Annotated in this window: 16 protein-coding genes; 6 read left to right on the plus strand and 10 right to left on the minus strand. The window is 65.1% G+C overall.

What is annotated here, in order from left to right; translation table 11 throughout:
* Positions 1-343: 343 nt before the first annotated feature.
* A complete protein-coding gene (locus AC07PT_RS04190) occupies positions 344-4,795 on the plus strand; it encodes an EAL domain-containing protein (protein ID WP_492349467.1) in 4,452 nt (1,483 codons plus the stop codon).
* A 29-nt stretch (positions 4,796-4,824) separates the two neighbouring features.
* Here AC07PT_RS04190 and AC07PT_RS04195 read toward each other — a convergent pair whose 3' ends face one another.
* A complete protein-coding gene (locus AC07PT_RS04195) occupies positions 4,825-7,482 on the minus strand; it encodes a sensor domain-containing phosphodiesterase (RefSeq protein WP_494655872.1) in 2,658 nt (885 codons plus the stop codon).
* Between AC07PT_RS04195 and AC07PT_RS04200 the strand changes: the two genes are divergently transcribed.
* Positions 7,481-7,750 carry a hypothetical protein gene (locus AC07PT_RS04200; protein ID WP_494655873.1) on the plus strand — a complete coding sequence of 90 codons (270 nt, stop codon included), beginning with the start codon at positions 7,481-7,483 and terminating at the stop codon, positions 7,748-7,750. The genes AC07PT_RS04195 and AC07PT_RS04200 overlap by 2 nt on opposite strands.
* A 1,009-nt stretch (positions 7,751-8,759) precedes the next feature.
* Here the strand turns inward: AC07PT_RS04200 and AC07PT_RS04205 are convergent.
* Entirely contained in the window at positions 8,760-9,281 is a 522-nt protein-coding gene (locus AC07PT_RS04205; RefSeq protein WP_494655874.1) for a Spy/CpxP family protein refolding chaperone, read from the minus strand.
* A 198-nt stretch (positions 9,282-9,479) separates the two neighbouring features.
* Here AC07PT_RS04205 and AC07PT_RS04210 point away from each other — a divergent pair, with 198 nt between their 5' ends.
* Complete coding sequence (locus AC07PT_RS04210; protein WP_492349470.1) at positions 9,480-10,460, plus strand: recombination-associated protein RdgC; 981 nt, start codon at positions 9,480-9,482, stop codon at positions 10,458-10,460.
* Positions 10,461-10,498: 38 nt separating this feature from the next.
* Positions 10,499-11,749, plus strand: a complete 1,251-nt coding sequence (locus tag AC07PT_RS04215) for a nucleoside recognition domain-containing protein (RefSeq protein ID WP_494655875.1) — start codon at positions 10,499-10,501, stop codon at positions 11,747-11,749.
* 7 nt (positions 11,750-11,756) lie between these two features.
* Here AC07PT_RS04215 and AC07PT_RS04220 read toward each other — a convergent pair whose 3' ends face one another.
* The 3 genes from AC07PT_RS04220 to AC07PT_RS04230 form a co-directional block, all read right to left on the minus strand.
* Positions 11,757-11,951 carry a YgaP family membrane protein gene (locus AC07PT_RS04220; protein ID WP_492349472.1) on the minus strand — a complete coding sequence of 65 codons (195 nt, stop codon included), beginning with the start codon at positions 11,949-11,951 and terminating at the stop codon, positions 11,757-11,759.
* 69 nt (positions 11,952-12,020) lie between these two features.
* Positions 12,021-12,500, minus strand: a complete 480-nt coding sequence (gene cueR, locus AC07PT_RS04225; protein ID WP_494655876.1) for a Cu(I)-responsive transcriptional regulator — start codon at positions 12,498-12,500, stop codon at positions 12,021-12,023.
* Entirely contained in the window at positions 12,497-12,694 is a 198-nt protein-coding gene (locus tag AC07PT_RS04230) for a heavy-metal-associated domain-containing protein (protein ID WP_492349474.1), read from the minus strand. Before AC07PT_RS04230 ends, cueR begins: the two co-directional genes overlap by 4 nt.
* Positions 12,695-12,840: 146 nt before the next feature.
* Here AC07PT_RS04230 and AC07PT_RS04235 point away from each other — a divergent pair, with 146 nt between their 5' ends.
* Positions 12,841-15,072, plus strand: coding sequence for a heavy metal translocating P-type ATPase (locus tag AC07PT_RS04235; RefSeq protein WP_494655877.1), 2,232 nt, complete (start codon positions 12,841-12,843; stop codon positions 15,070-15,072).
* A 133-nt stretch (positions 15,073-15,205) separates the two neighbouring features.
* A complete protein-coding gene (locus AC07PT_RS04240) occupies positions 15,206-16,852 on the plus strand; it encodes a methyl-accepting chemotaxis protein (RefSeq protein WP_494655878.1) in 1,647 nt (548 codons plus the stop codon).
* A gap of 45 nt (positions 16,853-16,897) precedes the next feature.
* Here the strand turns inward: AC07PT_RS04240 and AC07PT_RS04245 are convergent, their stop codons facing one another.
* The 5 genes from AC07PT_RS04245 to AC07PT_RS04265 are packed head-to-tail and all read right to left on the minus strand — an operon-like array spanning position 16,898 to position 23,564.
* Positions 16,898-18,136, minus strand: a complete 1,239-nt coding sequence (locus AC07PT_RS04245) for a beta-ketoacyl-[acyl-carrier-protein] synthase family protein (protein ID WP_494655879.1) — start codon at positions 18,134-18,136, stop codon at positions 16,898-16,900.
* Positions 18,133-18,402 (minus strand): acyl carrier protein, encoded by a 270-nt coding sequence (locus AC07PT_RS04250; protein ID WP_492349478.1) that lies wholly within the window; start codon positions 18,400-18,402, stop codon positions 18,133-18,135. The genes AC07PT_RS04245 and AC07PT_RS04250 overlap by 4 nt, the downstream gene beginning before the upstream one ends.
* Before the next feature lie 19 nt (positions 18,403-18,421).
* On the minus strand, positions 18,422-19,246 hold the full coding sequence (locus tag AC07PT_RS04255) for an alpha/beta hydrolase (protein ID WP_494655880.1): 825 nt from the start codon (positions 19,244-19,246) through the stop codon (positions 18,422-18,424).
* Between the two features lie 5 nt (positions 19,247-19,251).
* The gene (locus AC07PT_RS04260; protein WP_492349480.1) at positions 19,252-22,335 is read right to left on the minus strand and encodes an efflux RND transporter permease subunit; all 3,084 of its coding nucleotides are present in this window, start codon (positions 22,333-22,335) and stop codon (positions 19,252-19,254) included.
* Entirely contained in the window at positions 22,332-23,564 is a 1,233-nt protein-coding gene (locus AC07PT_RS04265; protein WP_492349481.1) for an efflux RND transporter periplasmic adaptor subunit, read from the minus strand. The genes AC07PT_RS04260 and AC07PT_RS04265 overlap by 4 nt, the downstream gene beginning before the upstream one ends.
* Positions 23,565-23,588 lie beyond the last annotated feature (24 nt).

The following is a 23,588-nucleotide window of genomic DNA, read 5'->3' on the forward strand; positions in this document are numbered from 1 at the left end:
AAGCAGGGCTGGACCGACAACCCCCTCTGCCGGGGGTGGGCGCATCCGCTCAACCAGTGAACAGGCGCAGTCAGTCGCCAAGGGCGATCCCGCAATGTAACACACTCGCCCCAAAAACGCTGCTGCTGGATTCCGTTGCAAAAATGTCAGTCCTGTGTCGAGCCCCAATTGACGACCCCTCTGCCATCTGAAACCATTGGTCACAATTTCCTTGCTTTACTTTTTCGCAAGGGCTGTGAGTTGTCCGTTTGAGCGCCTTCATTGATTATTCCCTCTCGCCTGGGCAGCCGGCCCTGCCGACCGGTCTCCGGTGCCATCTTCGATGTGCCGCTCGGGCACGGTCATGAGCACGGACACCCGTCCGGTCTCCGCAGCGTCAACCCCCCACCTGCCCGATCTGGCCACTGCCCCCCACTTTGATCGTCTGGTGCGCCTGGCAGCCACCTTGTGCGGTACGCGCCAGGCCTGGTTTGCGGTGTGGCAGGACCAGGTCCCCGTGGTCGTGGCCGGCACCGGGGTCACACTGGGCCCCATGCGGTGGACAAGTGCATTGCATGCCGCATGGTCCGAGGCCGCAGACGGGACGATCCGCCAGTTTTCTCCGCAACAGGACCCGGCCTGGGCCGGCCACCCCTGGGTGCAGGGGCCGCCCGGCCTGTGCTTTCTGGCCGGCGTGGACCTGCGCAGCCGTGACGGCGAACGCATGGGCATGCTGTGTGTCGCTGATTCGCAGGCGCGAGAGCTGGACACCGAACAACGCGAAGCCCTGGACGCCCTGGCCTCGCAAGCCTTGCTGCTGCTGGAGTTCGGGCGCCAGCAATCCCGCTGGAACGACGCAGAGACACAGAACCGCCAGGCCCGCCAATGGCAGCAACTGCAAAGACAGGCCCAGCGCATTGCCGGGCAGGTGGCAGAAGTCGGCGGGTGGATCCTGACCCTGCCGGATCGCCAGTTTGTCTGGTCGCCCGAAGTGGCCCACATCCATGGTGTGAGTCCCGAAACCACCATCACGGCGGAACAGGCCTTTGCCTTCTACCTGCCCGACGATCAGCAACGCTTGAACACCGCCTACCGGGCCTGCGTGCGCGAGGGCGCCCGATTCGAGCTTGAACTGATGCTGCGCCGCGCCGACGGCCAGGCCATCTGGGTACGGCTGATCGGCGAAGCCGTGCGCGACGAACAGGGCACCACCGTGGCAGTGCAGGGGGCCCTGGAGAACATCGATGCCCGCAAACGTGAGGTTGAAACCCGGCTGGCCATCGTGCGCATGCAGCAAGAGATCGCCAACGCCGAACTCGACCTGGACGGCGTTCTGGAGTTGATGGCCCGGCGCGCTGCCGAGTTGACCGGTGCCGAAGGCAGCTCGGTCGAGTTGGTGGACGCGCTGGATTGTGTCTGCATGGCCTGCGCCGGCACGCTGAGTGCCTATGTGGGCCGGCGCATCGCGCTGCACGACACGTTGGCAGGCCAGGTGCTGCTGCAAAACAACACCGTGCGCTGCCAAGACACTGAGCAAGACCCGCGCGTCCAGGTTTCGCTGGCCCGCGCACTGGGAGTGCGCTCGTTGATCGTGGCACCACTCAAGGCGGGCGAGCAGGTGCTGGGGGTGATCCGGGTGGTCTCGGGCCGACCCGAGGCCTTCAGCCTGCGCGATGAAACCAACTTGCAGATCCTGGTCCTGACACTGGGCGGTGTGATTCAGCGCCAGCGCCTGGGGGCCAAATTGCAGGCCTCGGAAGCCCAGTACCGATTGCTCTTCGACCTGAACCCACAGCCCATGTGGGTGCACAGCATCGGTGACATGCGCATGCTGGCCGCCAACAAGGCCATGGTGGCGCACTACGGCTACAGCCATGAGGAACTGCGCCACATGAAGGCGCCCGAATTCTGGGTCGACGACAGCGAAGCCTCGCGTCAGGAGCGACTGGCATCGATCCAGCGCGGTGACGTGCAGATCAACACGCCACGCTGCCACCGCCGGCGCGACGGCACGCTGATGGATGTGGAAGTGACAGCCAACACCATCACCTTCGACGGTGAGGCGGCCCGGCTGGTGATCGCCACCGACGTGACCGAACGGCAACGCGCCGCGCGCGACCAGCAGCGCCTGACTCGGGCCCAACTGACCCTCAGCGCCTGCAACGAAGCGCTGGTGCGTGCCAACACCGAACTGGGCCTGCTGGAGGACGTGACCCGCACCTTGGTCGACATCGGCGGCTACCGCCTGGCCTGGGTGACTTACTTGGGGCTGGACGAGCCCCAGCAGCAGATCAGGGCCGTGGCCCGATACGGCCAGGGTGGTGGATTTCTGGAACAACTGGACCAGGCCGATGCCCCGCCAAGCCCCATGGCCCAGGCCTTGCTCGACGGACGACTGTTGATCCTGGCGGATCTGCAGCAAAGCCCGGACTGGGCGGCCTGGAGATCCAAGGCGCTGCAACATGGGCTGCGCGGCCTGGTGTGCCTGCCTCTGCGCGTCGGCGCTCGCCGTCTGGGCCTGTTGACACTGCACTCGGACGAAGCGTGCCGGATCAGCCATGCCGAAGAGCAGTTGCTCCAGTCCCTGTCCAACGATCTGGCCTTTGGCATCAGCAACCTGCGGGCCCAGGAAGAGCAGAACCGCCTGCAACATGCCGTACTGAAGCTGGCCACGGCCGTGTCGGCCAGCACCGGCACGGCGTTCTTCGATCAACTGGCCCGCAACATGGCCGAGGCCCTGGATGCGCAGGCCGGTTTCGTGGCCCGATTGCTACCGGCCACGGCAGACTCACCCGCTCGCCTGCGCCTGATTGCGGCCCAGGTGGCTGGGCAGGCCATCGCCCAAGCCGATTACCTGCTCGCCGGGACCCCCTGTGAACAAGTGCTGAAAGACGGCATGGGATTGGTGCGCAAAGAACTGGCCTGTGCCTATCCCGGCATGGCGGGGCACGCGCCGGCGGTGGCCTATGTGGGCCGGCGCCTGGACAACGCGGCCGGTGAACCGGTGGGCCTGGTGTTTGCCCTGTTCGAGCGACCGCTGGCCCAGACCAGCTTTCTGGTGTCGGCCCTGCACATCTTTGCCGCGCGCGCCGGCGCCGAACTGGCCCGCTTGGCCGCAGACAGCCAGATCCGCGATCAAGCGTCGCTGCTGGACAAGGCCCAAGACGCCATCATCGTGCGCCGCATCGATGGCGGGCTGAGCTATTGGAACAAGGGAGCTGAACGCCTGTACGGCTTCACCGCCGCCCAGGCCCTGGACCCCGAGATCGGCCTGTGCATCGAACGTGAGCACCTGCACTTCGATCTTGATCCCGCGCACCTGCTGCAAGACGGCGAATGGAGCGGCGAAATTGAACAACAGCGCCAGGATGGCAGCTCGCTCACCGTGGAGAGCCGGTGGACCCTGGTGCACGATGCCTTCGGTACGCCTGAGGCGATTCTGTCGATCAACACCGATGTGACGGCCCGCAAACAGGCGGAACAGCAGATCCAGCGCCTGGCCTTCTTCGATGCCCTGACCGAACTGCCCAACCGCCAGCTGTTGATGGACCGCCTGCAGCATGCACTCGCCAGCAGCACACGCACCGGCGCAGGCGGGGCCTTGCTGTTCATCGATCTGGACAACTTCAAAACCCTCAACGACACCTTGGGCCATGACCAGGGTGACGAGCTGCTGCGCCAGGTGGCGCGGCGCCTGAGCGCCTGCGTGCGTGAATCGGACACGGTGGCCCGCCTGGGTGGGGACGAGTTCGTGGTGATGCTGGAAAACCTGGGCCAGGCCCACCAGGACGTGATCGAACACGCCAGCCGCATCGGGGGCAAGGTGCTGGCCACCATGGCGGCGCCGTTCCTGCTGGCCGGCCAACAGCATGAAAGCAGTTGCAGCATTGGCGTGGCCCCCTTCATGGATGGCAACAGCGGCATCAGCGAACTGCTCAAGCAGGCCGACCTGGCCATGTACCAGGCCAAGACGGCCGGGCGCAACACGCTGCGCTTCTTCGACCCGGCCATGCAGGCCGAAGTCAGTGCCCGCGCCACCCTGGAAGCGGCACTGCGCCAGGCACTGGCCCGGGGCGAGCTGATGCTGCACTACCAGCCACAGACCGAACAGGGCCGGCACGTCAGTGGGGTGGAAGCACTGGTGCGCTGGCGCCACCCGGTGCGCGGCATGGTGTCACCTGCCGAGTTCATCCCGCTGGCCGAAGATACCGGGCTGATCATTCCCATCGGGCGCTGGGTGCTCGACACGGCCTGCAGCCTGCTCGCACGCTGGGCCGGACAGGTCGAGACCGAGTCCCTGAGCGTGGCCGTGAACGTCAGTTCACGCCAATTCAAACACCCTGATTTTGTGCAACACGTGATCAGCGCACTGGACGCCCACGGAGCCCGACCGGACCGGCTCAAGCTGGAGCTGACCGAAAGCCTGCTGGTGGACGACATGGACGCCATCATTGAACGCATGGGTCAGTTGAAAAACCTGGGGGTGGGATTCTCGCTGGACGACTTTGGCACCGGCTACTCCAGCCTCAGCTACCTCAAGCGCCTGCCGCTGGACCAGCTCAAGATCGACCAGTCCTTCGTGCGCGATGTGCTCACCGATCCCAACGACGCGGCCATCGTGCGCACCATCATCAACCTGGGCCGCAGCCTGGGGCTGGCGGTGATCGCAGAAGGCGTCGAATCACGTGACCAGCAAGACTTTCTCGCACGCCACGACTGCCATGCCTTCCAGGGCTACGCCTTCGGCAAGCCGATGGCCGATCAGGAACTGAGCCAGTTCCTGAGCCGCAACCAGAACCTGCAGCCGATGCACTGAAGTGCAGGGCAGGCCTGCGGGTCCCGGCGTCAGGCCGGGGCCTCGCCCCGGGTACAGCTGGCCAGCCAGGGCAACAAGGGGGTGGGGCGCGCAAAGTGATACCCCTGCAGCCCATCGCATCCGTGGGCAAACAGGAACGCCACCTGGCGTTCGTTCTCCACCCCTTCGGCAATCACCTGCAGCCGGAACTGGCGCGCCATCAACAGCACCGAACGCACGATGGCCACATCGCCTTCATCCTCTGGAATGCCATCGATGAAACTGCGATCGATCTTGATCTCATGGATCGGCAGCCGCTTGAGGTAGCCCAGGCTGGAAAAACCCGTGCCGAAATCATCGATCGAGAAACGGATGCCCAGTGCGATCAGCTCGTTCATCTGTGACTGCACGCTGTCTGAACGCTCCAGCAGCAAGCCTTCGGTGATTTCGAAGATCAGGCGGTTGGCCGGGGCACCACTGCGTTGCAACAGGGCGCGCACCCGCTCCACGAAATCAGGCTGGCGGAACTGCCTGGGGCTCACGTTCACCGACAACGGAAACGCCAGCCCGGCCGCCTGCAACTGCAGCAAGGCCTGCACGGCCTGCTCCAGCACCCATTCACCCAGGGGCACGATCAGGCCCGAGGTCTCGGCCACAGGGATGAACTCCACCGGCGACACCGCTCCTCGCACCGGGTGTTGCCAACGGATCAACAATTCGGCCCCGATCACCACCTGCCCGGTGCTGAACTGGGGTTGCACGTGCAGCGACAGTTGCTGATCCTGCAGCGCGTGCTTGAGGTCTTCTTCGATCAAAAACCGCTTTTCGATCTCGGTCTGCATACCGGGCTCGAACAAGGCCACCCGGTTGGCCCCGGTGGCCTTGGCATGGTTCATGGCGGCGTCAGCCTGGCGCAGCACATCTTCAGCGTCGGGGTAGGCCCCCTGATCCGACCCCTGATCGAGTTGTGGGCACACGGTGACGCCCAGGCTGGCGGTCACGCTGAAGCTCTGGTCTCCCAGCGGCAGGGGTTGCAGCAAGGCCACCCGCAACTGCTCGGCCAGGGCCTGAGCCTGTTGCCACGGAAGCAACGATGCAGAACGCGGCAGATGTGGCAACAGCACCACGAACTCGTCGGCTCCCAGGCGGGCCAGGATGGCGTCCGGGCCCAGCGATTCACTCAACCGCCGCGCCACACTGCGCAACAGCACATCGCCCTGGCCATGGCCTCGCGCATGGTTGAGGCGCTTGAAGCCGTCAAGATCCACATGGATGACGGCACCCGACCCTTCGGGCGGGCAAGCCTGCAGCCACTCGAACAGCTTGGCCACCATCAATGCCCGGTTGGGCAGGCTGGTCAGCGGGTCATAGTAGGCACGCCGGAAGTTGTCCTCATCGGTCAACTTGCGTTCGGTGATGTCGGTGTGGGTCCCGATCATGCGCAAGGGGCAACCCTGGGCATCCCGGGCCACCACCAGACCACGGCTGAGGATCCATTTCCATTGTCCGTCGCGGCAACGTGCCCGGTGCTCGTTGCGAAACAAAGGGGCGACACCCTCGAAATGCTGCTGGCGGGCCGCCTGGTGGGCGGCCAGGTCTTCCGGATGCACCCAGGCATCGGGATCATCGCCCGGCAACGCTTCAGCCTCGCCGTAGCCATACAAGGCGCGGTACTGAGGCGAAAAATAGTGCTCGTTGCTTTCGATGTTCCAGTCCCAGACCCCGGCAGCAGCCCCCTCGAGTGCGAATTTCCAGCGTGCCTCGGCCTCGCGCAGTTCCTGCTCGGCACGGCGGCGGTCAGAGATTCGGATGAAAAGCCCGTGCCAGAGCACCGAGCCGTCAGGCTCCATGGTCGGCCTCGACTTGCCCTGAAACCACTCCAGCCGGCCGTCTGGCAGATGGCTGCGGAACTCCATGGACCAGGGCGTCAGCGTCTTTTCGCAAGCCAGCACCGATTGCCTCATCGCTTCGCGGTCATCGGCATGCAATTGCTCAAAAAACGGCGCTGCGTCGGCTTTCAAGACCTCCGGCGCCAAGCCGAACAGATCCAGGAACGCATGGCTGGCAAAAGGAAACGACCCGACACCGGGCGAAGACAGGCGAAATTGATAGATCGCCGTCGGCATCCAACGGGCCAACTGGTTCATCTGTTGTTCACAGGCCGCCCCTAGGCGCTCCTTGTGGCTCAGCCGTTGATGGGTCGCCGCCAGCTCGATCTGGCGACGGCGCAATTCCAGGCGCGCCATGACCAGATCGGCCAGCAGACGCAGTTGGACCCGATCCGCTTCGAGCCACTGACGTGGCGAAGAGTCCAAAGCACACAGGCTGCCCAGCAGATGGCCTTCATCATTGATCAAAGGCACGCCGGCATAGGCGCGGATCTGGGGCCCGTCCAACACCAGAGGATGCTGGGCAAAACGGGGGTCGATGCTGGCGTCATCCACCGTCAGCATTTGACCTGTGGACAACATTTCGCGGCAAAACGACTGCTCCAGGGGCAATTGTTCCAGCGAAAACCCCACCCGGGACTTGAACCACCAGCGTGGGTCATCCAGAAAGCCCACCAAGGCCGTCGACACCCCCAGCAAACGGGTGGCCAACTGGGTCAATTCGTCAAAAGGGGCCTCGGCTTCGGTGTCGAGCACTTGATAGCGCTGCAAGCTGAGCTTTCGGGCCTGCTCCTGCCCCGGGTTTCCCATCCAGTTCATGAACGTGCGCAGCCCGTCCACCGTAACCGGTTGGCATCGCAGCGCATGGGTATCGGCGTGTGAAAGCACCACCCATGCAGGCGACGTTCACCGGACCCATCCGTGTTTGGAACAGAAAAAAGCATCAAAAAAGGGAGGACAAACAGGTTTTGCCAGGGCACAGACCCAGCAGCGAACCGTGATTCTGGCGACAAAAACGCGTTCAAAGCGCCAAAACGGGCAATTTTTACATTCCAGACCGACGGAAAAGAGCGGAAATCATTTATGACCCGCATTTCAATCACATTTGGGGCCACCCAGTTGTCCCTGACTTCTTCTTTGTATTCAATATATTGAAATAGTAGTAGTAGTAAGGGGCGTCCTAGTCTGTGGATAACTCATCTTTCTCTATCTTTGACAATAACTTGCAGATGATTGAAGCCTGTGCGCAGCTCTGCTCTCAAGGTGTTTCACTTTCATCAACAACTTTGGCTTGATGCGCCAGCCTGTGGACAAGCAGGGGCTTGTTCTGGATTTATCCCCAAACTTGTCCCGTGCAGACCCTCTTTGGAGGGCTCGAACAGCGTTGATCAATAAAACAACAGTCAACCAACGCCGTTGGCTGAAGGGACGCGCGACAGGGCTTTTTTGCCCATCTGCTGTGGCCTGAGCCCTGCTTCAACGATTTTGGAGCGCCTGAGTTGGCGAAGGCTGGCCTGTGATGCAAGGGGTCACCCTGCCGGACCTGGAAAAAAAGAGCTTGTACAGGGGTTTCTGGTGCTCTGGGCAGCGCACAACCGGGTCATCAAGGCTGTTCAGGTCGGACGGCCTGTGTGGTCAGGGTGGCCGAAGACCTTTGAACTTGTTTTTCAGACGCCCGATTCGTTGCTCACCACAGCACCCCATTCAAGAAAAACGCGTCTTCCATGGACCCGTGCGGGTGTCCCTGACTTCTTCTTTGTATTTAATTTATTTAAATAGTAGTAGTAGTAAGCAAGGTACTTTTCTGTGGATAAGTCACTTTTTTCTATTTAAATCAAATACTTGTCACACTTCAAACGTTGTGGGACGAGGCCTGGGAATTTCGGGCTTGGCCGGGGACAACTGGGATCGCTGCGCGGCGGCTGTGGACAAACCCCGAGTTGTTCTTGCGCTATCCCCAGGGTTTTCTGCGGCATTTTGACTCGTAAATTTCATAATGCAAAAAACAAACCCCCCAGGACCTGACGGTGCTGGGGGGTTGCGCGTGATCAATCTTGGAAGGGTCTGGCGTCCTGTGTTGTGCTGGCCTCCTTTTCTCAGGCTGGGTGATGGGGGTGGTGCATGCCGTGTTCTGGGCCTGACCTGGGGGCCATCAGGCGCTGGGCTTCGGCATCAAACACTTTTTGCTGTTCGGCATCGAGTGCTGCATAAAGCGCCTTGGTCGCCTGGTGCCGCTGGCCCATGCTTTGAGCGCGCTGCTGGTGCAGGGTTTCCAGTCGGTCCAGGCGCTCAGGCGTGCTGAGCTGGGCCAATTCGGCCCGGTCAGGCCGGGTGGGTGGGGAGGCCGGCGGTTTGATCGCGTTGGTGAAGGCCGTCCAGGCGGCTTCCTGATCGGCCCGCAATTTGAGCCGGGCCTTGAGTTCGGCACTGTGGCGTTCGAATCGGGCCAGTCGGCGGGCCGGGTCGGGTCGATGGTGGCCTGAGTCGCTGAACTGCATGCTGCGTGGGGAGGGCGTGTTTGTCACCCCATCCGTGGTGGGGGCCGCCTGGGCCAGACCGATGCAGGCCGTGGCGACCAGCAGGTAGGCAGACCATCCGATCTTGGTCAGTGATTTCATGGCTTTCCTTTCAGGGGAGCTGGCGTGCCGGGGGGGCACATCAACAGGGTTCCCAGTCTGCTGGGATGCTGTTTCGCGGCCATGAGTGGGCGGTGAGACTAAGTAAAGCTGCAGGCCCCCGCCAGCCCTCACAATGGAGGGGTGGGGACCTGTCGAAATTCACAGTTCCCGGATGCCTTTTTGATTCAAGGGATTTCAGTGTTCAAGAATTTGATTGTTTACCGCCTGGGTGAAGGCTGGACGGCCTCCATGGAAGAGGTGGAAGCGGCGCTCGACAAGGTGCGCTACGTGGAATGCGGTGCCAGCCAGGAGAAATCCGTCGGCTGGGTCGAACCCCGTGGCGATGCCCACGGCCCCTTGCTGGAGTCGGTGGGCGGGCAGTGGATCCTGAAGTTCATGATCGAGGTGAAAAGCGTGCCCGGCTCGGTGCTCAATCGCAAGGCCAAGGAACGGGCCCAGCAGATCGAGCAGACCACCGGCCGCAAGCCCGGCAAGAAGGAAACCAAGGAACTCAAGGAAGAGATCAAGCACAGCCTGCTGCCGATGGCCTTTTCCAAGCAGGGCTCGGTGTTGGTCTGGATCGATCAGTCGGCGCGCCTGCTGATGATCGAAGCGGGCAGCCAGGGGCGGGCCGATGAGGTGGTGACCGCTCTGGTCAAGTCGCTCGATGGTTTTGCCGTGGCCCTGCTCGACACCCAGATCAGCCCGGTGAGCGCCATGGCCGAGTGGCTGACCACCCAGGAGCCGCCGGCCGGTTTTGCCATTGAGCAGGAATGCGAGCTCAAGGCCGGAGATGAATCCAAGTCGGTGGTGCGCTACGCCCGCCACCCGCTCGACAACGACGAGGTCAAGCAACACATCGCCCAGGGCAAGCTGCCCACCCGGCTGGCCTTGAGTTGGGATGACCGGGTCTCCTTCATGCTGACCGAGGGCATGCAGCTCAAGAAAATCAGTTTCCAGGACGTGGTGTTCGAGGGTAAATCGGCCGACGACGGTGGTTTTGACGCCGATGTGGCCATCGCCACCGGTGAATTGGTGCAGATGTTGCCCGACCTGATCAATGCGCTGGGGGGCGAAGCCCAGCGGCCCAGCCTGGCCCCGGCGGAGGCCCAGGCCGCGCAGCCGGTGGCCCCGGGTGCGGCAGCCTCGGCAGACGAGGACGATTCGCCGCCGTTCTGAGTGCGCTGACTTCGGCTGAAATCTGCTGAAATGTCCCCATGGCCTTGAACCTTGTCTGGGTCAGTCTGTTCGGCGCGGCTTTTGCCGCCGCGCTGTGGCGTTGGCTGGTGGGGGGGGATGCCGCGGCCTTTCCGGGCCTGCTCGGGGCGATGTTTGATTCAGCCCGGTCGGGCTTTGAGCTGTCGCTGGGCCTGGCCGGCATCATGACCTTGTGGCTGGGCCTGATGCGTGTCGGCGAAAAGGCCGGCATGGTGGCCAGTCTGGCGCGGCTGGCCAGCCCCTTGCTGCGACGTCTGTTTCCGGAGGTGCCGGCCGGGCATGCGGCGCAAGGGGCGATGACGCTCAATCTGTCGGCCAACCTGCTGGGTCTGGACAATGCCGCCACGCCGCTGGGTTTGCAGGCCATGCGGGAGTTGCAGACGCTCAACCCCCAGCCGGAGGTGGCCAGCCATGCGCAGGTGATGTTCGTGGTGCTCAACACCGCCGGGCTGACGCTGATCCCGAGCTCGGTGATTGCCATCCGGCAGAGCGTGGCCTTGAAGCAGGGCCTGCTGTCCTTCAATGCCGCCGATATTTTCTTGCCCACCCTGGTGGTCACCCTCACGTCCTTGCTGGCCGGCGTGCTGGCGGTGGCCGTGGCCCAGCGCATGGCCTGGTGGCGGCCCCGTTTCTGGCTGACCGGGCTGGCGGCGGTGGCTGGCCTGCTGGCGGTGGTGGCCGGCCTGGCCAGCCTGCCAGCCGAGCAGGCTTCTCGCCTCACGGGGGCGGTGGGGGCTTTTCTGATTGTGGCGCTGGTGATGCTGTTCCTTGGGGTGGGCAGCTGGCGCCGGGTACCGGTCTACGAGGCCTTCATCGAAGGCGCTCGCGAAGGCTTCAGCGTGGCGGTGCAGATCGTGCCCTACCTGGTGGCGATGCTGGTGGCGGTGGGGGCGTTCCGTGCGGCTGGCTGCATGGATGCCCTGATGGGCTGGTTGGGCCAGGGCGTGTCGGCCCTGGGTTGGGACACGGCTTTTCTGCCCGCCTTGCCGGTGGGGTTGATGAAGGTGCTTTCAGGTGCCGGGGCGCGTGGGCTGATGGTCGACGTGTTGCAGACCCACGGCGTGGATTCGTTTGTGGGACGCCTGGCCGCCATCATCCAGGGATCGACTGAAACCACGTTCTACGTGCTGGCCGTGTATTTCGGCAGCGTGGGCATCCGGCACACCCGCCATGCCCTGGTGTGTGCCCTGGTGGCCGACGCCGTGGGCCTGTTGGCGGCCATCGGCGTGGCCTATGCGCTGTGGCGCTGAAACCGCTTCAATCCTTGCGCAGGCCGCAGGTGTTCCAGCCCAGCAATTGGTAAGGCGGGCACCAGCCCAGCAGACCGGTGGCCAGCGGCACAACACCGATCCAGCCCCACAGCCCCACGGTGCCCGTGGCTGCCAGGGCCACCAGCACGGCGCCCACGGCAATGCGCAGGATGCGGTCGATACCGCCGACGTTCTTGGTCATGAATAGCTCCAGAAGGGTTGTTGAAGACTGAATTTGATACCCCACGGGGTATCGTCGACATGATCTGTGTCAATGTTCTACCGATGGGCACGAGCCCGCACAGGGCTTGGCTTCGGCCTCATGCAGGCCCGCCAGGTCGTCCAGGATCGGGCATTCCGGGCGTTCGTCACCCGAGCAGCACTGCAGCAGGTGTTGCAGCGAGCGTTGCATGGCCTGCATGGCCGCGATGCGGCGCGACAACTCATCCACATGGTGTTGGGCGATGCGTTTGACGCTGGCGCTGGTGCGTTCCTGATTGCCCCACAGGCCCAGCAGTTCGGCGATCTCGGCCATCGAAAAACCCAGCTCGCGGCTGCGCCGGATGAAGCGCAGCCGATGCACATCGGCCTGACCATACAGGCGGTAACCGCTGTCGGTGCGTTGCACGGCAGCGAGCAGGCCCAATGATTCGTAGTGACGGACCATCTTGGCCGACACCCCGGCCAGGCGAGCCGCTTCCCCGATCTGCACGGGCCCGGTGTCTTGGCGGCGCTGTGGGCTCGGTGTCATGCGGCGACGGCGTAGCCTTCCTCGGCGATGGCCGCGGCCAGGGGTTCGCGAGGTTTTTCGCTTTGTACCGTGACCTGACCGCTTGGGCGGTCGATCTGCACCTGGGCCAGAGGGTCGACAGCCTTGACGGCCTGGGTGACGGCGCGTTCGCAATGGCCGCAGGTCATGCCCTGCACTTGAAATTGATGTTCCATGAGCTTTCTCCTGAAGGGGTCTGGATTCAGACCGTGGGGGTGATGATCAAGCTTGCCACCGTGGGAAGGTCAAGCCTTGCGCTGTATTTTGGCGGCTCTTTTTTTTCATTGACCTTGCCATGGTGGGAGGCTTTAGGCTTGCCAACATGACTTCTCCATCCTCGATTGACGCTTCCCCCCGGTCCGAGCCGGCTTCGACCGACGTCTGCACGCTGGACATCGGCATTGGCGGCATGACCTGTGCCTCTTGCGTGAGCCGGGTTGAGCGTGCGCTGCGCAAGGTGCCTGGTGTCCAGCAGGCCACCGTGAACCTGGCCACCGAATCGGCCCGGGTGGTGGTGCAGGCCAGCCCCCAGGCGGAAGCCCTGTTGCGTCGCTCGGTGCGGGACGCCGGTTATGAGCCCCGGGTGGCTGGCCTGGAAGATCCCGCCGAGCTGTCGCCGTGGTCGGGTTTCGGGCCGGTGGCCTTGGGTTTGCTGCTGTCATTGCCCCTGGTGGTGCCCATGTTGGGCGACCTGGCGGGCCGGCACTGGATGCTGCCGGCCTGGTGGCAATGGTTGTTGGCCACGCCGGTGCAGTTCGGTCTTGGCGCCCGTTTCTACAAGGCGGGCTGGCATGCCTTGAAAGCGGGCACGGGCAACATGGACCTGCTGGTGTCGCTGGGCACATCCGCGGGCTATGGCCTGTCGATCTGGCTGTGGCTGAACACGCCGCCCGATCAGATGCCCCACCTGTATTTCGAGGCCTCGGCCGTGGTGATCACCTTGGTTCTGCTGGGTAAGTGGCTGGAGGCCCGCGCCAAACGCCAGACCACCTCAGCGATCCGCGCCTTGCATGCCCTGCGTCCCGATCAGGCCCACTTGTTGACGGCCGAGGGCGAGGTGGACGTGCCCTTGGGTGAGGTGCTGGTAGGCGATCGGCTGGTGGTGCGACCGGGCGAACGCCTGCCCGTGGACGGTCTGGTGCAAGAGGGCGAGTCCCAGGTCGATGAATCCATGCTCACCGGCGAGCCTTTGCCGGTACCCAAGGCGCTGGGCGCCGTCCTGACCGGCGGCTCGATCAATGGCGAAGGCCGATTGCTGATGCAGGTGACGGCCGTGGGTCAGGAGACGGTGCTGGCAGCCATCATCCGGCTGGTGGAGGACGCCCAGGCGGGCAAGCCGCCCATCCAGCGGCTGGCCGACCAGGTGTCTGCCGTGTTTGTGCCGGTGGTGCTGGGCCTGGCCCTGATCACCCTCGGGGCCTGGTGGTGGCATGCCGGGGCCTTGGAGCCGGCGCTGATCCATGCGGTGGCGGTGCTGGTGATTGCCTGCCCCTGTGCGCTGGGCCTGGCCACACCAGCGGCCATCATGGCCGGAACCGGGGTGGCGGCACGCCATGGCATTCTCATCAAGGATGCCCAGGCGCTGGAATTGGCTCGCCGGGTCGACACCGTGGTGTTCGACAAGACCGGCACCCTGACCGTGGGACAGCCGCGCTTGCTGGCGTTCGAGCCCGCACCCGGCCTGGCGCCGTCGCCCTTGTTGCTGGCGGCGGCCAGTCTGCAGGCCGGCAGCGAGCACCCGCTGGCCCGGGCGGTGTTGGCCGAGGCCCAACAGCGTGGGCTGGTGTTGCAGGCGGCCAACGCGGTGCAGGCGGTGGTCGGGCGCGGCAGCCAGGGCGAGGTGGCAGGCCAGGCATGGCTGCTGGGCAGCTTGCGCTGGATGAATGAACTGGGGCTGGCCCCCGGCTGGTTGCCGGCGCCGCTGGCCGCCTTGCAAGCCCAGGGCGCGACGGTGTCGGTGCTGATGCGCCGCCGGCCCGAGGGGCTGGAGGCCTGCGCCTTGTTGGGTTTTGCCGATGAACCCAAACCGGGTGCGGCCCAGGCCCTGTCGGGGCTGCGCGATCGTGGGCTGCGGATCCTGATGCTGTCGGGGGACAACCGGGTCGCGGCGCTGGCCATGGGCCAACGCCTGGGCCTGGGCCCGGACGAGGTGGTGGCCGAGGTACTGCCGGCCGACAAGGCGGCGCACATCCGCGATCTGAAACAGGCGGGTGCCACGGTGCTGATGGTGGGCGATGGCGTCAACGATGCCCCGGCTCTGGCCGCGGCCGATGTGGGCATGGCCATGGGAACCGGGACTGATGTGGCGATGCACGCTGCCGGCATCACGCTGATGCGTGGCGACGTGGCCCTGGTCGGCCAGGCGCTGGAGGTGTCTCGGCGCACGGTGGCCAAGATCTGGCAGAACCTGTTCTGGGCGTTTGCCTACAACGTGGCGGGCCTGCCCCTGGCGGCATTGGGCTTCCTCAGCCCGGTGGTGGCCGGTGCTGCCATGGCCTTGAGCTCGGTCAGCGTGATGACCAATGCCCTGTTGCTCAAGCGCTGGAGACCCTGAAGTCGCTCGGGTTGTTCTGGACCTGTTTCAGACGTAAAAGTCTGGCAAACTGGGGAATTCTTCACACGTTGTGCCCTGTCCAGATTTCACAGGTGAGGCCTGTCATTTCTGAGTGCCACCCGGAGGTTCTTGTATGAATGTGTTTGCGCTGATGCGCTTGTTCACCATCCGCTTCCGGATGATCGGCGCCATTGCGGTGGTCTTGGGACTCTTGAGTCTGTTGGGCGGCGCCGGCATGCTGGGCATGTTCCGCATCCAGACCATGAGTGAGGATTTCATGACCCACTCCTATGCCTCGATGGGCAATCTGGCGGAGTTGCGCGCCGAGCTGGGGCAGGCCCGCCGGTTCGAGAAAGACATGATCATCCAGTACGAGAAGCCCGAGCAGGTCAAGCAGCTGCGGGCCAAATGGCTGGAGTCGCTGGGCCGGGCTGATCAGATGATCAAGCGCATGGCCAGCAGCGAAACCATGGGCAACAAGCCTGAACTGGAAACCGTGGGCCAGAAGCTGGTGGCCTACCGAGATCAGTTTGCCTCGGTGGCCAATCAACTGGAGTCGGGCGGGTATGAGTCCGCGACCACTGCCAACCGCATGAGCGCTCGCTCGGTGGCCCAGTACGACGAGGCTGAGAAGGCCGTGGCCGCCATCGAAAAGAGCCTGACGGCCCAGGTCAATGAAGCCGTGGCCGATCAGGCCCGGGTGTCCAAGCAGACCCAACTGCTGTTTGCGGCAGCCGTGGTGATCACGGTGATCGTGGTGGTGCCCCTGACCCTGCTGAACATGCACTCGATCTGCCGCCCACTGGAGGTGGCCCGCCAGGCCGCGCAGGCCATTGCCGGGGGCGATCTGTCGCGCCGCATCGAGGCCGAGGGCAAAGACGAGGTGACCGATCTGCTGAACGCCCTGGCCGACATGCAGGCCGGGCTCGGTTCCATGGTGTCGCAGGTGCGTGACGCCAGCGAAAGCATTGCCACTGCCAGCCATGAGATTGCCTCGGGCAACCAGGATCTGTCGGGCCGCACCGAGCAGACGGCATCCAACGTGCAGGCCACGGTGTCGTCCATCAGCAACCTGACGGGCAATGTGCAGCAGACGGCGTCGTCGGCCCAGTTGGCCAACCAGCTCTCGGGTTCGGCTTCTACCGCCGCGGTGCGCGGCGGCTCGGTGGTGCGCCAGGCCATCAGCAGCATGCATGAGATCTCGGCCTCCAGCCGCAAGATCAACGACATCATCGGACTGATCGACACCATCGCCTTCCAGACCAACATCCTGGCCCTGAACGCAGCCGTCGAAGCGGCCCGTGCCGGGGAACAGGGGCGTGGCTTTGCCGTGGTGGCCAGCGAAGTGCGTGGCCTGGCCCAGCGCTCGGCCGAGGCCGCCAGCGAAATCAAGGGCTTGATCAAGAACAGCGTGAGCGCGGTCGATGGCGGCGTGAAGCTGGTCGAAGACGCGGGGTCGGCCATGGACGAGATCGTTTCCGGCGTGCAGCGCGTGAGCGACATCATCGGCGAGATCACGGCCGCGGCCTCCGAGCAGTCCACCGGCATTGGCGATGTGAACCAGTCCGTGAACCAGATCGATCAGATGACCCAGCAGAACGCGGCCCTGGTCGAGCAGTCGGCCGCCGCCGCCGAATCGCTGCGTGAGCAGGCGGATCGCCTGGCCAGCGTGGTGCGCCAGTTCCGCCTGAGCGATCAGCACGCCAGTGCGGTCCAAAGCAGCCGCCGGGGCGGCTACCTGGGTTCGTCGGCTGGCGAACCCCATCTGCTGGGCATGTGAACCCGGCATGAACTGGCCCCGCGCAGGGCCGGTTCGCGGCACTCTTCAAGCCAGGCTGGCAATCAGCACGGCGTTGGTGCCGCCAAAGGCGAATGAATTCGACATCGCGTGGCGCAAGCCTGGCACGGCGCGGGCTGCACCGGCGATCAGGTCCAGTGCAAAGGCCGGGTCAGCCTGGTGGAGGTGGGCGGTGGGAGGCACCTGGCCAGTGGCCAGGGCTTGCAACGCCACCACCAGTTCCATGGCGCCACCGGCCCCCAGCAGATGCCCATGAATGGCCTTGGTGGAACTGACCGCCACCCCTCGTTCCCCGAACACCGTTTGCAGCGATTCGGCCTCGGCACGGTCGCCGGCCTGGGTGGCTGTACCGTGGGCATTCACGTAGCCAATGTCTTGTGGCTGCAGGCCGGCATCACGCAGGGCGGCCTGCATGGCGCGCACCTGGCCGGCTGCATCGGGCTGGCTGATGTGGCGGGCATCGCTGTTGGTGGCGTAACCTGACAGGCACAGCGTGTGCTGGGCACCCCGGGCCAGGGCATGGACCGGGCTTTCCAGCACCAGGGCCGCAGCGCCTTCGCCCATGGCGAACCCGTGCCGGTCGGCCGAGAAAGGGCGGCAGGCCGAGGCCGCCAGGCTGCCTTCAGGACCGGTCGGGGCCATGACCCGCATGGCTTGCCAACTGGCCAGCACGCCGGGGCTGAGCATGGATTCATGGCCGCCCACCACCGCCACATCGATCCAGCCGCCCCGCAGGGCACGCAGGGCCTCGCCGATGGCCACGGCCGACGAGGCACAGGCACAGGCGTAGGTCAGTGAGGGGCCGCGGATGCCGAGCTGCAGGCTGATCTCGGCCACTGCGGCATTGGGCATGGTGCTCAGCACGGTGGTCGGGCGCAGGCGCTTGTGCTCGCCGTACAAGGTGTGGCAACTGGCGTCGAAGCTGTGTGCACCGGCCATGCCGCTGCCCCAGTACAGGCCGACGCGCTCGGCATCGAGCCCCGCCATGTCCAGCCCGCTGGCGGCCCAGGCCGACTGGGCCGCCGTCAGGGCCATCGAGGTGCCACGGTCGGCCGGCACCCGTGAAGGGGTGCGCACCGCACCGTCGTTGAAATCGCAGCGGGCCAGAGGCAGGATCACCGGGTCGATGCCCGGCAGGTCGAGCAGCCAGGGGCCGACCGCGGACTCACCGGCCATCACTTTGGCCTGGAAGGCTTCCGGGGTGTGGCCCAGGGGGCTGATCAGCCCCAGGCCCGCTACCCCGATGCGGGCTGCGGTGCTGCTCATGCGCCTGCAGGTTTAGGGCTGGTGCCCAGGTGTTCGCGGATCACGCCGGCCAGGTGCTGCAGGGTGATGCCACCCTGGCGCGGGTCCAGGCGTTCTTCGGGAATGCGAAGCTGAAATGCGTCTTCAATGGCGAAGACGAATTCCATCAGGGCCAGCGAGTCCAGACCCAGGTCCTCGAGGGCCGCGTCGGGCTTGACCCGTTCGGCTTCGATGTGGAACTTGTCCACCAGGATCTGGGCAATGGTCTGGTCGATATCGGGAGTCATGTTGGAGGCGGCTGGCAGCTCAGATCGGGGGCACAGGAGAGCTCGCGGGCAGCGAGCGCACGAAATCGACGGTTTCGCGTACAACTTGCTGACGATCATTGTCAATGCTGATCATGTGAAAGCTGTTTCTGACGGTAACCGTCTTGAGTGAGACAGGCGCGGATGATAGTCCAACTGCCAGCAGACGCAGATTGTCCGGGCTGGCAACCTCGTCTTCTTCTGCATGCAAAGCCAGGATGTGGGGGCAGATGACCTGGCCCAGATGTCGGCGCAGGCGGCGCAGCAGCCGGTCGTTTTCGCGCAGGTAGCTCACGCCCAGGGTAGCACTGCCCGCACGTGATACCCGCCGGTTCTCCAGCTCGCGCGCGATCCAGGCCCGGATGCGTTCGTTCTTGACCCCATAGGGGGGCTTTTCCTTGTACTGCCACAGTCGCCCGATCGGGGTGTACAGCGCCAGCGGCAACAGAAAATGCCAGGGTGGAATGGCCCAGCCGTCGTAGCGCAGGGTGGTGGACATCAGCACCAGGCCGTCCACCGGGGTGGCTGGGTCCATGGCGGCACTCAGGGCCAGGCCGGCCCCGGCCGAGATGCCGACCAGCACCACGCGCTGGTGGCTTTCGCGCTGCTGGCGCACGCAGGCGTGCACGGCCCGGACCCAGTGCTCAAAGCGCTGGGCCGGTGCCTCGGGGTGCGCGGCATCGAAGGAATAGCCTGCGATCTGCAAGGGAACCACACTGCAGCCCAACTGACGCAAGGGGCCGTTCACGCTCAGCAACTCGTCGGGTGTGCTGCACAGGCCGTGCAGCAACACCACGGCCGTACTGGGCAGGGCAGCCTGGGTCATGGCCTTCAGGAGGCACCTTCGCTGGTCTTGGCGTTCTTGGCCCGCGAGAACCACGACACGTACAGCGAGGGCAGCACGACCAGGGTGAGCAGAGTGGCCGTGACCAGGCCGCCGATGACCACGATGGCCAGCGGGCGCTGGGTTTCGGAGCCGATCTCACGCGACAGTGCCATGGGCAGCAGGCCCAGGGCGGCCAGCATGGCCGTCATGAGCACGGTGCGCAGGCGTTGCATGGAACCGATGCGGGCCGCTTCGTACACCGTGTGGCCGGCCTTGCGCAACTGCTGGAACACCGAGAGCATCACCACCCCGTTGAGCACGGCCTGGCCGCTCAGGGCAATGAAGCCGATGGCCGCTGACACCGACAACGGGATGCCGAAGATCCAAAGTGCCACAAACCCGCCCACCAGGGCCAAGGGCACGTTGAGCAGGATCAGCGAGGCCATCTTGAAGGATTTGAAGGCATCGAACAGCAGCACAAAGATCAGCAGCAGCGAAATCGGTACCACCACGGACAGGCGCTTCATGGCGCGTTCCTGGTTTTCGAACTCACCCGACCAGTTCACCACATAGCCGGCCGGGATGTCGATCTTGGCGACCCGGGCCTTCATGTCGGCCACCACCGAGCCCATGTCGCGGTCCTTGATGAAGATGCCGATGGCGGTGGTGCGCCGGCCGGCCTCACGGGCGATGTTCATGGCGCCGCTGGTTTCGGTGATGTGCGTCACCGCGCCCAGTTGCACATAGCCACCGTCGGCCGTGGGGATGGGGGTGCGTTCCAGCTTGGCCACCAGGCGGTCTTCGGCGGGCAGGCGCACGGCCACGGCAAACTTGCGCTCGCCTTCCCACAGGCTGGTGGCGGCCTTGCCGGCCAGGGCGGCCTCGATCACGTCCTGGATGTCGCCCACGTTGAGGCCGTAGCGGGCGGCCCGGTCGCGGTCGATGTCGATCAACAACTGCGGCACCTGGCCGTCGCGGTCGATCTCGGCCCGCGACACCCCCTGCACCTGCTTGACCTCACGCGTGATGGCTTCGGTGATGCGGCGCATCTCGGCCAGGTCGTCACCCGCGAGCTTGATCACGATCTGCCCCTTGATCTGGGAGATCGATTCGAGCACGTTGTCGCGGATCGGCTGCGAGAAGGCCGGGTCGATGCTGGGGATGGCCGACAGGGCGTGGTCCATCTCGTCAATGATCTTGTCGTGCGTCATGCCGGCACGCCATTCGTGCTCGGGCTTCAAGTCCACAAAGATCTCGGCCATGCTGATGGTCTTGGGATCGGTGCCGTCTTCGGGCTGGCCGGCCTTGGACACGGTGGTGCGCACCTCGGGCACGGTCAGCAAGGCCTTGCGAGCCATGCGCAGGATGCGCGCGGCCTCTTCGGTCGACACGTTGGGTGACAGCGCGAAGTTGATCCAGGTCGTGCCCTCGTTGAGTTCGGGCAGGAACTCCGAACCCAGGCGCGAGGCAACCACGCCCGACATGGCGAAGGCCGCCACGGCAATGCCCAGCACCTTGCGGCGGTGGTTCAGCGCCCAGCCCAGCACGGGTTCATACAAGCCCTTGGCGGCGGTCACCACGCGGTTGTCGTGGTGGGGCAGTTTGCGGCGCAGCATCCAGTAGGCCAGCAGCGGCACCAGGGTGAGCGAGAACACCAGCGAGCCGATCAGGGCCGTGGTCACCGACAAGGCCATGGGCTGGAAGATGCGGCCTTCGTGGCGCTGCAGCGCAAAGATGGGGATGTGCGCGGCAATGATGATCAGCATCGAGAACAGCGTGGGGCGGCCCACTTCGTTGGCCGCGTCGATGATGGTCTGCTTGCGCTCCGAATCGGGCATGTCCTCGCGGTTCTGCGCCAGCCGGTGCAGGATGTTCTCGATCACGATGACGGCGCCGTCGACGATGATGCCGAAGTCCATGGCCCCCAGGCTCAGCAGGTTGGCCGGTACGCCCATGATCTTCAGGCCCATGAAGGTGGCCAACAGGGCCAGCGGGATCACCACCACCACGGCCAGGCTGGCGCGCAGGTTGGACAGGAAGATGTAGAGCACCAGCGACACCAGCACCGCGCCCTCGACCAGGTTGCGGAACACCGTGGTGAGGGTCTTGTCCATCAGCCAGGTGCGGTCGTAGAAGGGCTCGATCTTCACGCCCGGGGGCAGGCCGCGCTCATTGAGCTCGGCGATCTTGTCTTTCACACCCTTGAGCACCACGCTCGGGTTCTCGCCCTTGCGCATGATCACGATGCCGGTCACCACGTCGTCGTCCAGGTCCTGGCCGACCACGCCCAGACGGGGCACGGCGCCGATCTTCACCTGCGCGATGTCGCGGATCAGGATCGGGGTGCCGTTGCGTGCGGCCACCACGATGCGGCCGATGTCTTCCGACGACTTGAGCAGGCCCAGGCCGCGGATGGTGTACTGCTGAGCCCCCTGGGCCACATAGCTGCCGCCCGCGTTCGAGTTGCCGCGCCCCAGGGCATCGAGCAGGTTCTGGAAGTTGAGGCGGTAGGCGCGCAGCTTGTCCAGGTCGGGTTGCACCTCGTACTGCTTGATCGAACCGCCCATCGCCACCACATCGGCCACGCCGGGCACCTGGCGCAGCGCACGTTCGGCCACCCAGTCTTCCAGGGTGCGCAGGTCGGTGGTGCTCAGCCCGTCGCCGCGCAGGCGGTAGCGCATGATTTCACCCACGGGGGTGGCGTTGGGCGCGATCTCGGCCTCGACGCCGGCGGGCAGGTCCACGCCGCGCAGGCGCTCACTGACCTGCTGGCGCACCAGGTTCACATCGGCCTTGTCGTCGTAGGTGACGACCATGAAGCTCAGCCCGAACTGGGTGTGCGAGAAGACACGGATCGAATTCGGCAGCCCCGACAGGGCCACCTCGATCGGCAGCGTGACCTGCTTTTCCACCTCTTCGGCGGCCCGCCCCGGGAACAGCGTGATCACCGTGACCTGGGTGTCGGTGACGTCGGGAAAGGCCTCGACCGACAGGTTCTTGAAGGCGATCACCCCGGCCAGGGCAAACAGCAGGGTGCCCAGGACGATGAACAGCGGTTGGTAGAGCGCGTACTGGATCAGGCGTCTCATGGGGCGTTCCCTTTGCCGGTGCTCTCTTTGCCTTCAGTGGCGGGGGCGCTCTTCGGGCTGTCGCTGCGGCCGATCGAGTCTTCCTGGGCCACGTGGAACTGGCGTGCCAGCAGCAGGGCGTTGTCCGACACCACCAACTCGCCGGCCTGCAGGCCCTTGCTCACCACGACCTCTTTGGGCCCCTGGTGCACCAGGGTGACGTCACGCGGCTCGAACACCCCGGGTTGGGTCTGCACGAACACCGCATGGTGGGTGCCATTGAGGGTGATGGCGGCCGCGGGTACGACCACACCGCTGCTGAAGGTCTGGTGCACGCGGGCGGTGGCCAGCATCTCGGCTTTCAGGCGCCGGTCGGCATTGGCCACCAGGCCACGGACCTTGATGGTGCGGGTGCTGGGGTCGATGAAATCGGACGCTGCCAGCACCTTGCCCTGGAACAGGGTGCCTGGGTAGGCCGCCACTTCCAGCTCGAAGCTGGCACCGGGCTTGAGGATGCCGGTGTCGATCTCGCGGGCATCGATCTGCACCCACAGCGAGGCTGGGTCGCTGACCACGAACAGGGCCGGTACGCCGGGCCCCGATTGGTCGGGCCGCAGTTCCTGGCCGGGGTTGAGGTTGCGCTCCACCACCACACCGGCGATGCCGCTGCTCAGGCTGAGCTGTTGGTTGACCTGGGCCGAGCCGCCATACAGGGCGGTGCGGGCCTGGGCGCGGGCCACTTCGGCCTGGGCGCGCGAGGCGTCAGCCTCGCTTTGCTCCAGATCCTTGCGCGCAATGATGCCGGCGGCAAACAGTTCGCGCTGGCGCTGCACGGCCTGGTTCATCAGGCGGGCATCGACCTGGGCGCGCGCGGTGTCGGCCTGGGCCTGGCCGAAATCGGGCGAAGCCAGATGGGCCAGGGCCGAGCCGGGCTGCACGCGTTGGCCCACGTCGGCATCGATGCGGGTGACCCGGCCGGCAAAGGCGGGGTAGATGCGCTGGGTGCGTTCTTCATTCCAGACCATGCGCGCGGGCAGTTCGACCGTGATGTCCTGGGCGGGCCGGGCGGCCTGGGTGGGCAGCAGGGCCAGTTGGGGGTGACCGGCCGGAAAGCGCAACTGCTGGCCCTGCACGATGGGGGTGGCGGGTTGCGGGGCGGCATTGGGCGTGGGGGCTGGGCCGCAGGCCGACAGCAGCGCGCTGGTCAGAACAGCGAGGGTGCAGAGGCGATGGAGTGGGAGCTTGCGCATGGGGTAGGCAGGAGTGGGTTGGGG

This window comes from Curvibacter sp. GW821-FHT09D12 (assembly GCF_059416245.1).

Coding starts and splice junctions, on each gene's coding strand:
- AC07PT_RS04250 (WP_492349478.1), bottom strand. CDS start 18,402: ATGACTCCCGATATCGACCAGACCATTGCCCAGATCCTGGTGGACAAG.
- AC07PT_RS04230 (WP_492349474.1), bottom strand. CDS start 12,694: ATGGAACATCAATTTCAAGTGCAGGGCATGACCTGCGGCCATTGCGAA.
- AC07PT_RS04200 (WP_494655873.1), top strand. CDS start 7,481: ATGAACGTGCGCAGCCCGTCCACCGTAACCGGTTGGCATCGCAGCGCA.
- AC07PT_RS04220 (WP_492349472.1), bottom strand. CDS start 11,951: ATGACCAAGAACGTCGGCGGTATCGACCGCATCCTGCGCATTGCCGTG.
- AC07PT_RS04190 (WP_492349467.1), top strand. CDS start 344: ATGAGCACGGACACCCGTCCGGTCTCCGCAGCGTCAACCCCCCACCTG.
- AC07PT_RS04255 (WP_494655880.1), bottom strand. CDS start 19,246: ATGACCCAGGCTGCCCTGCCCAGTACGGCCGTGGTGTTGCTGCACGGC.
- AC07PT_RS04205 (WP_494655874.1), bottom strand. CDS start 9,281: ATGAAATCACTGACCAAGATCGGATGGTCTGCCTACCTGCTGGTCGCC.
- cueR (WP_494655876.1), bottom strand. CDS start 12,500: ATGACACCGAGCCCACAGCGCCGCCAAGACACCGGGCCCGTGCAGATC.
- AC07PT_RS04260 (WP_492349480.1), bottom strand. CDS start 22,335: ATGAGACGCCTGATCCAGTACGCGCTCTACCAACCGCTGTTCATCGTC.
- AC07PT_RS04265 (WP_492349481.1), bottom strand. CDS start 23,564: ATGCGCAAGCTCCCACTCCATCGCCTCTGCACCCTCGCTGTTCTGACC.
- AC07PT_RS04195 (WP_494655872.1), bottom strand. CDS start 7,482: ATGAACTGGATGGGAAACCCGGGGCAGGAGCAGGCCCGAAAGCTCAGC.
- AC07PT_RS04240 (WP_494655878.1), top strand. CDS start 15,206: ATGAATGTGTTTGCGCTGATGCGCTTGTTCACCATCCGCTTCCGGATG.
- AC07PT_RS04245 (WP_494655879.1), bottom strand. CDS start 18,136: ATGAGCAGCACCGCAGCCCGCATCGGGGTAGCGGGCCTGGGGCTGATC.
- AC07PT_RS04235 (WP_494655877.1), top strand. CDS start 12,841: ATGACTTCTCCATCCTCGATTGACGCTTCCCCCCGGTCCGAGCCGGCT.
- AC07PT_RS04215 (WP_494655875.1), top strand. CDS start 10,499: ATGGCCTTGAACCTTGTCTGGGTCAGTCTGTTCGGCGCGGCTTTTGCC.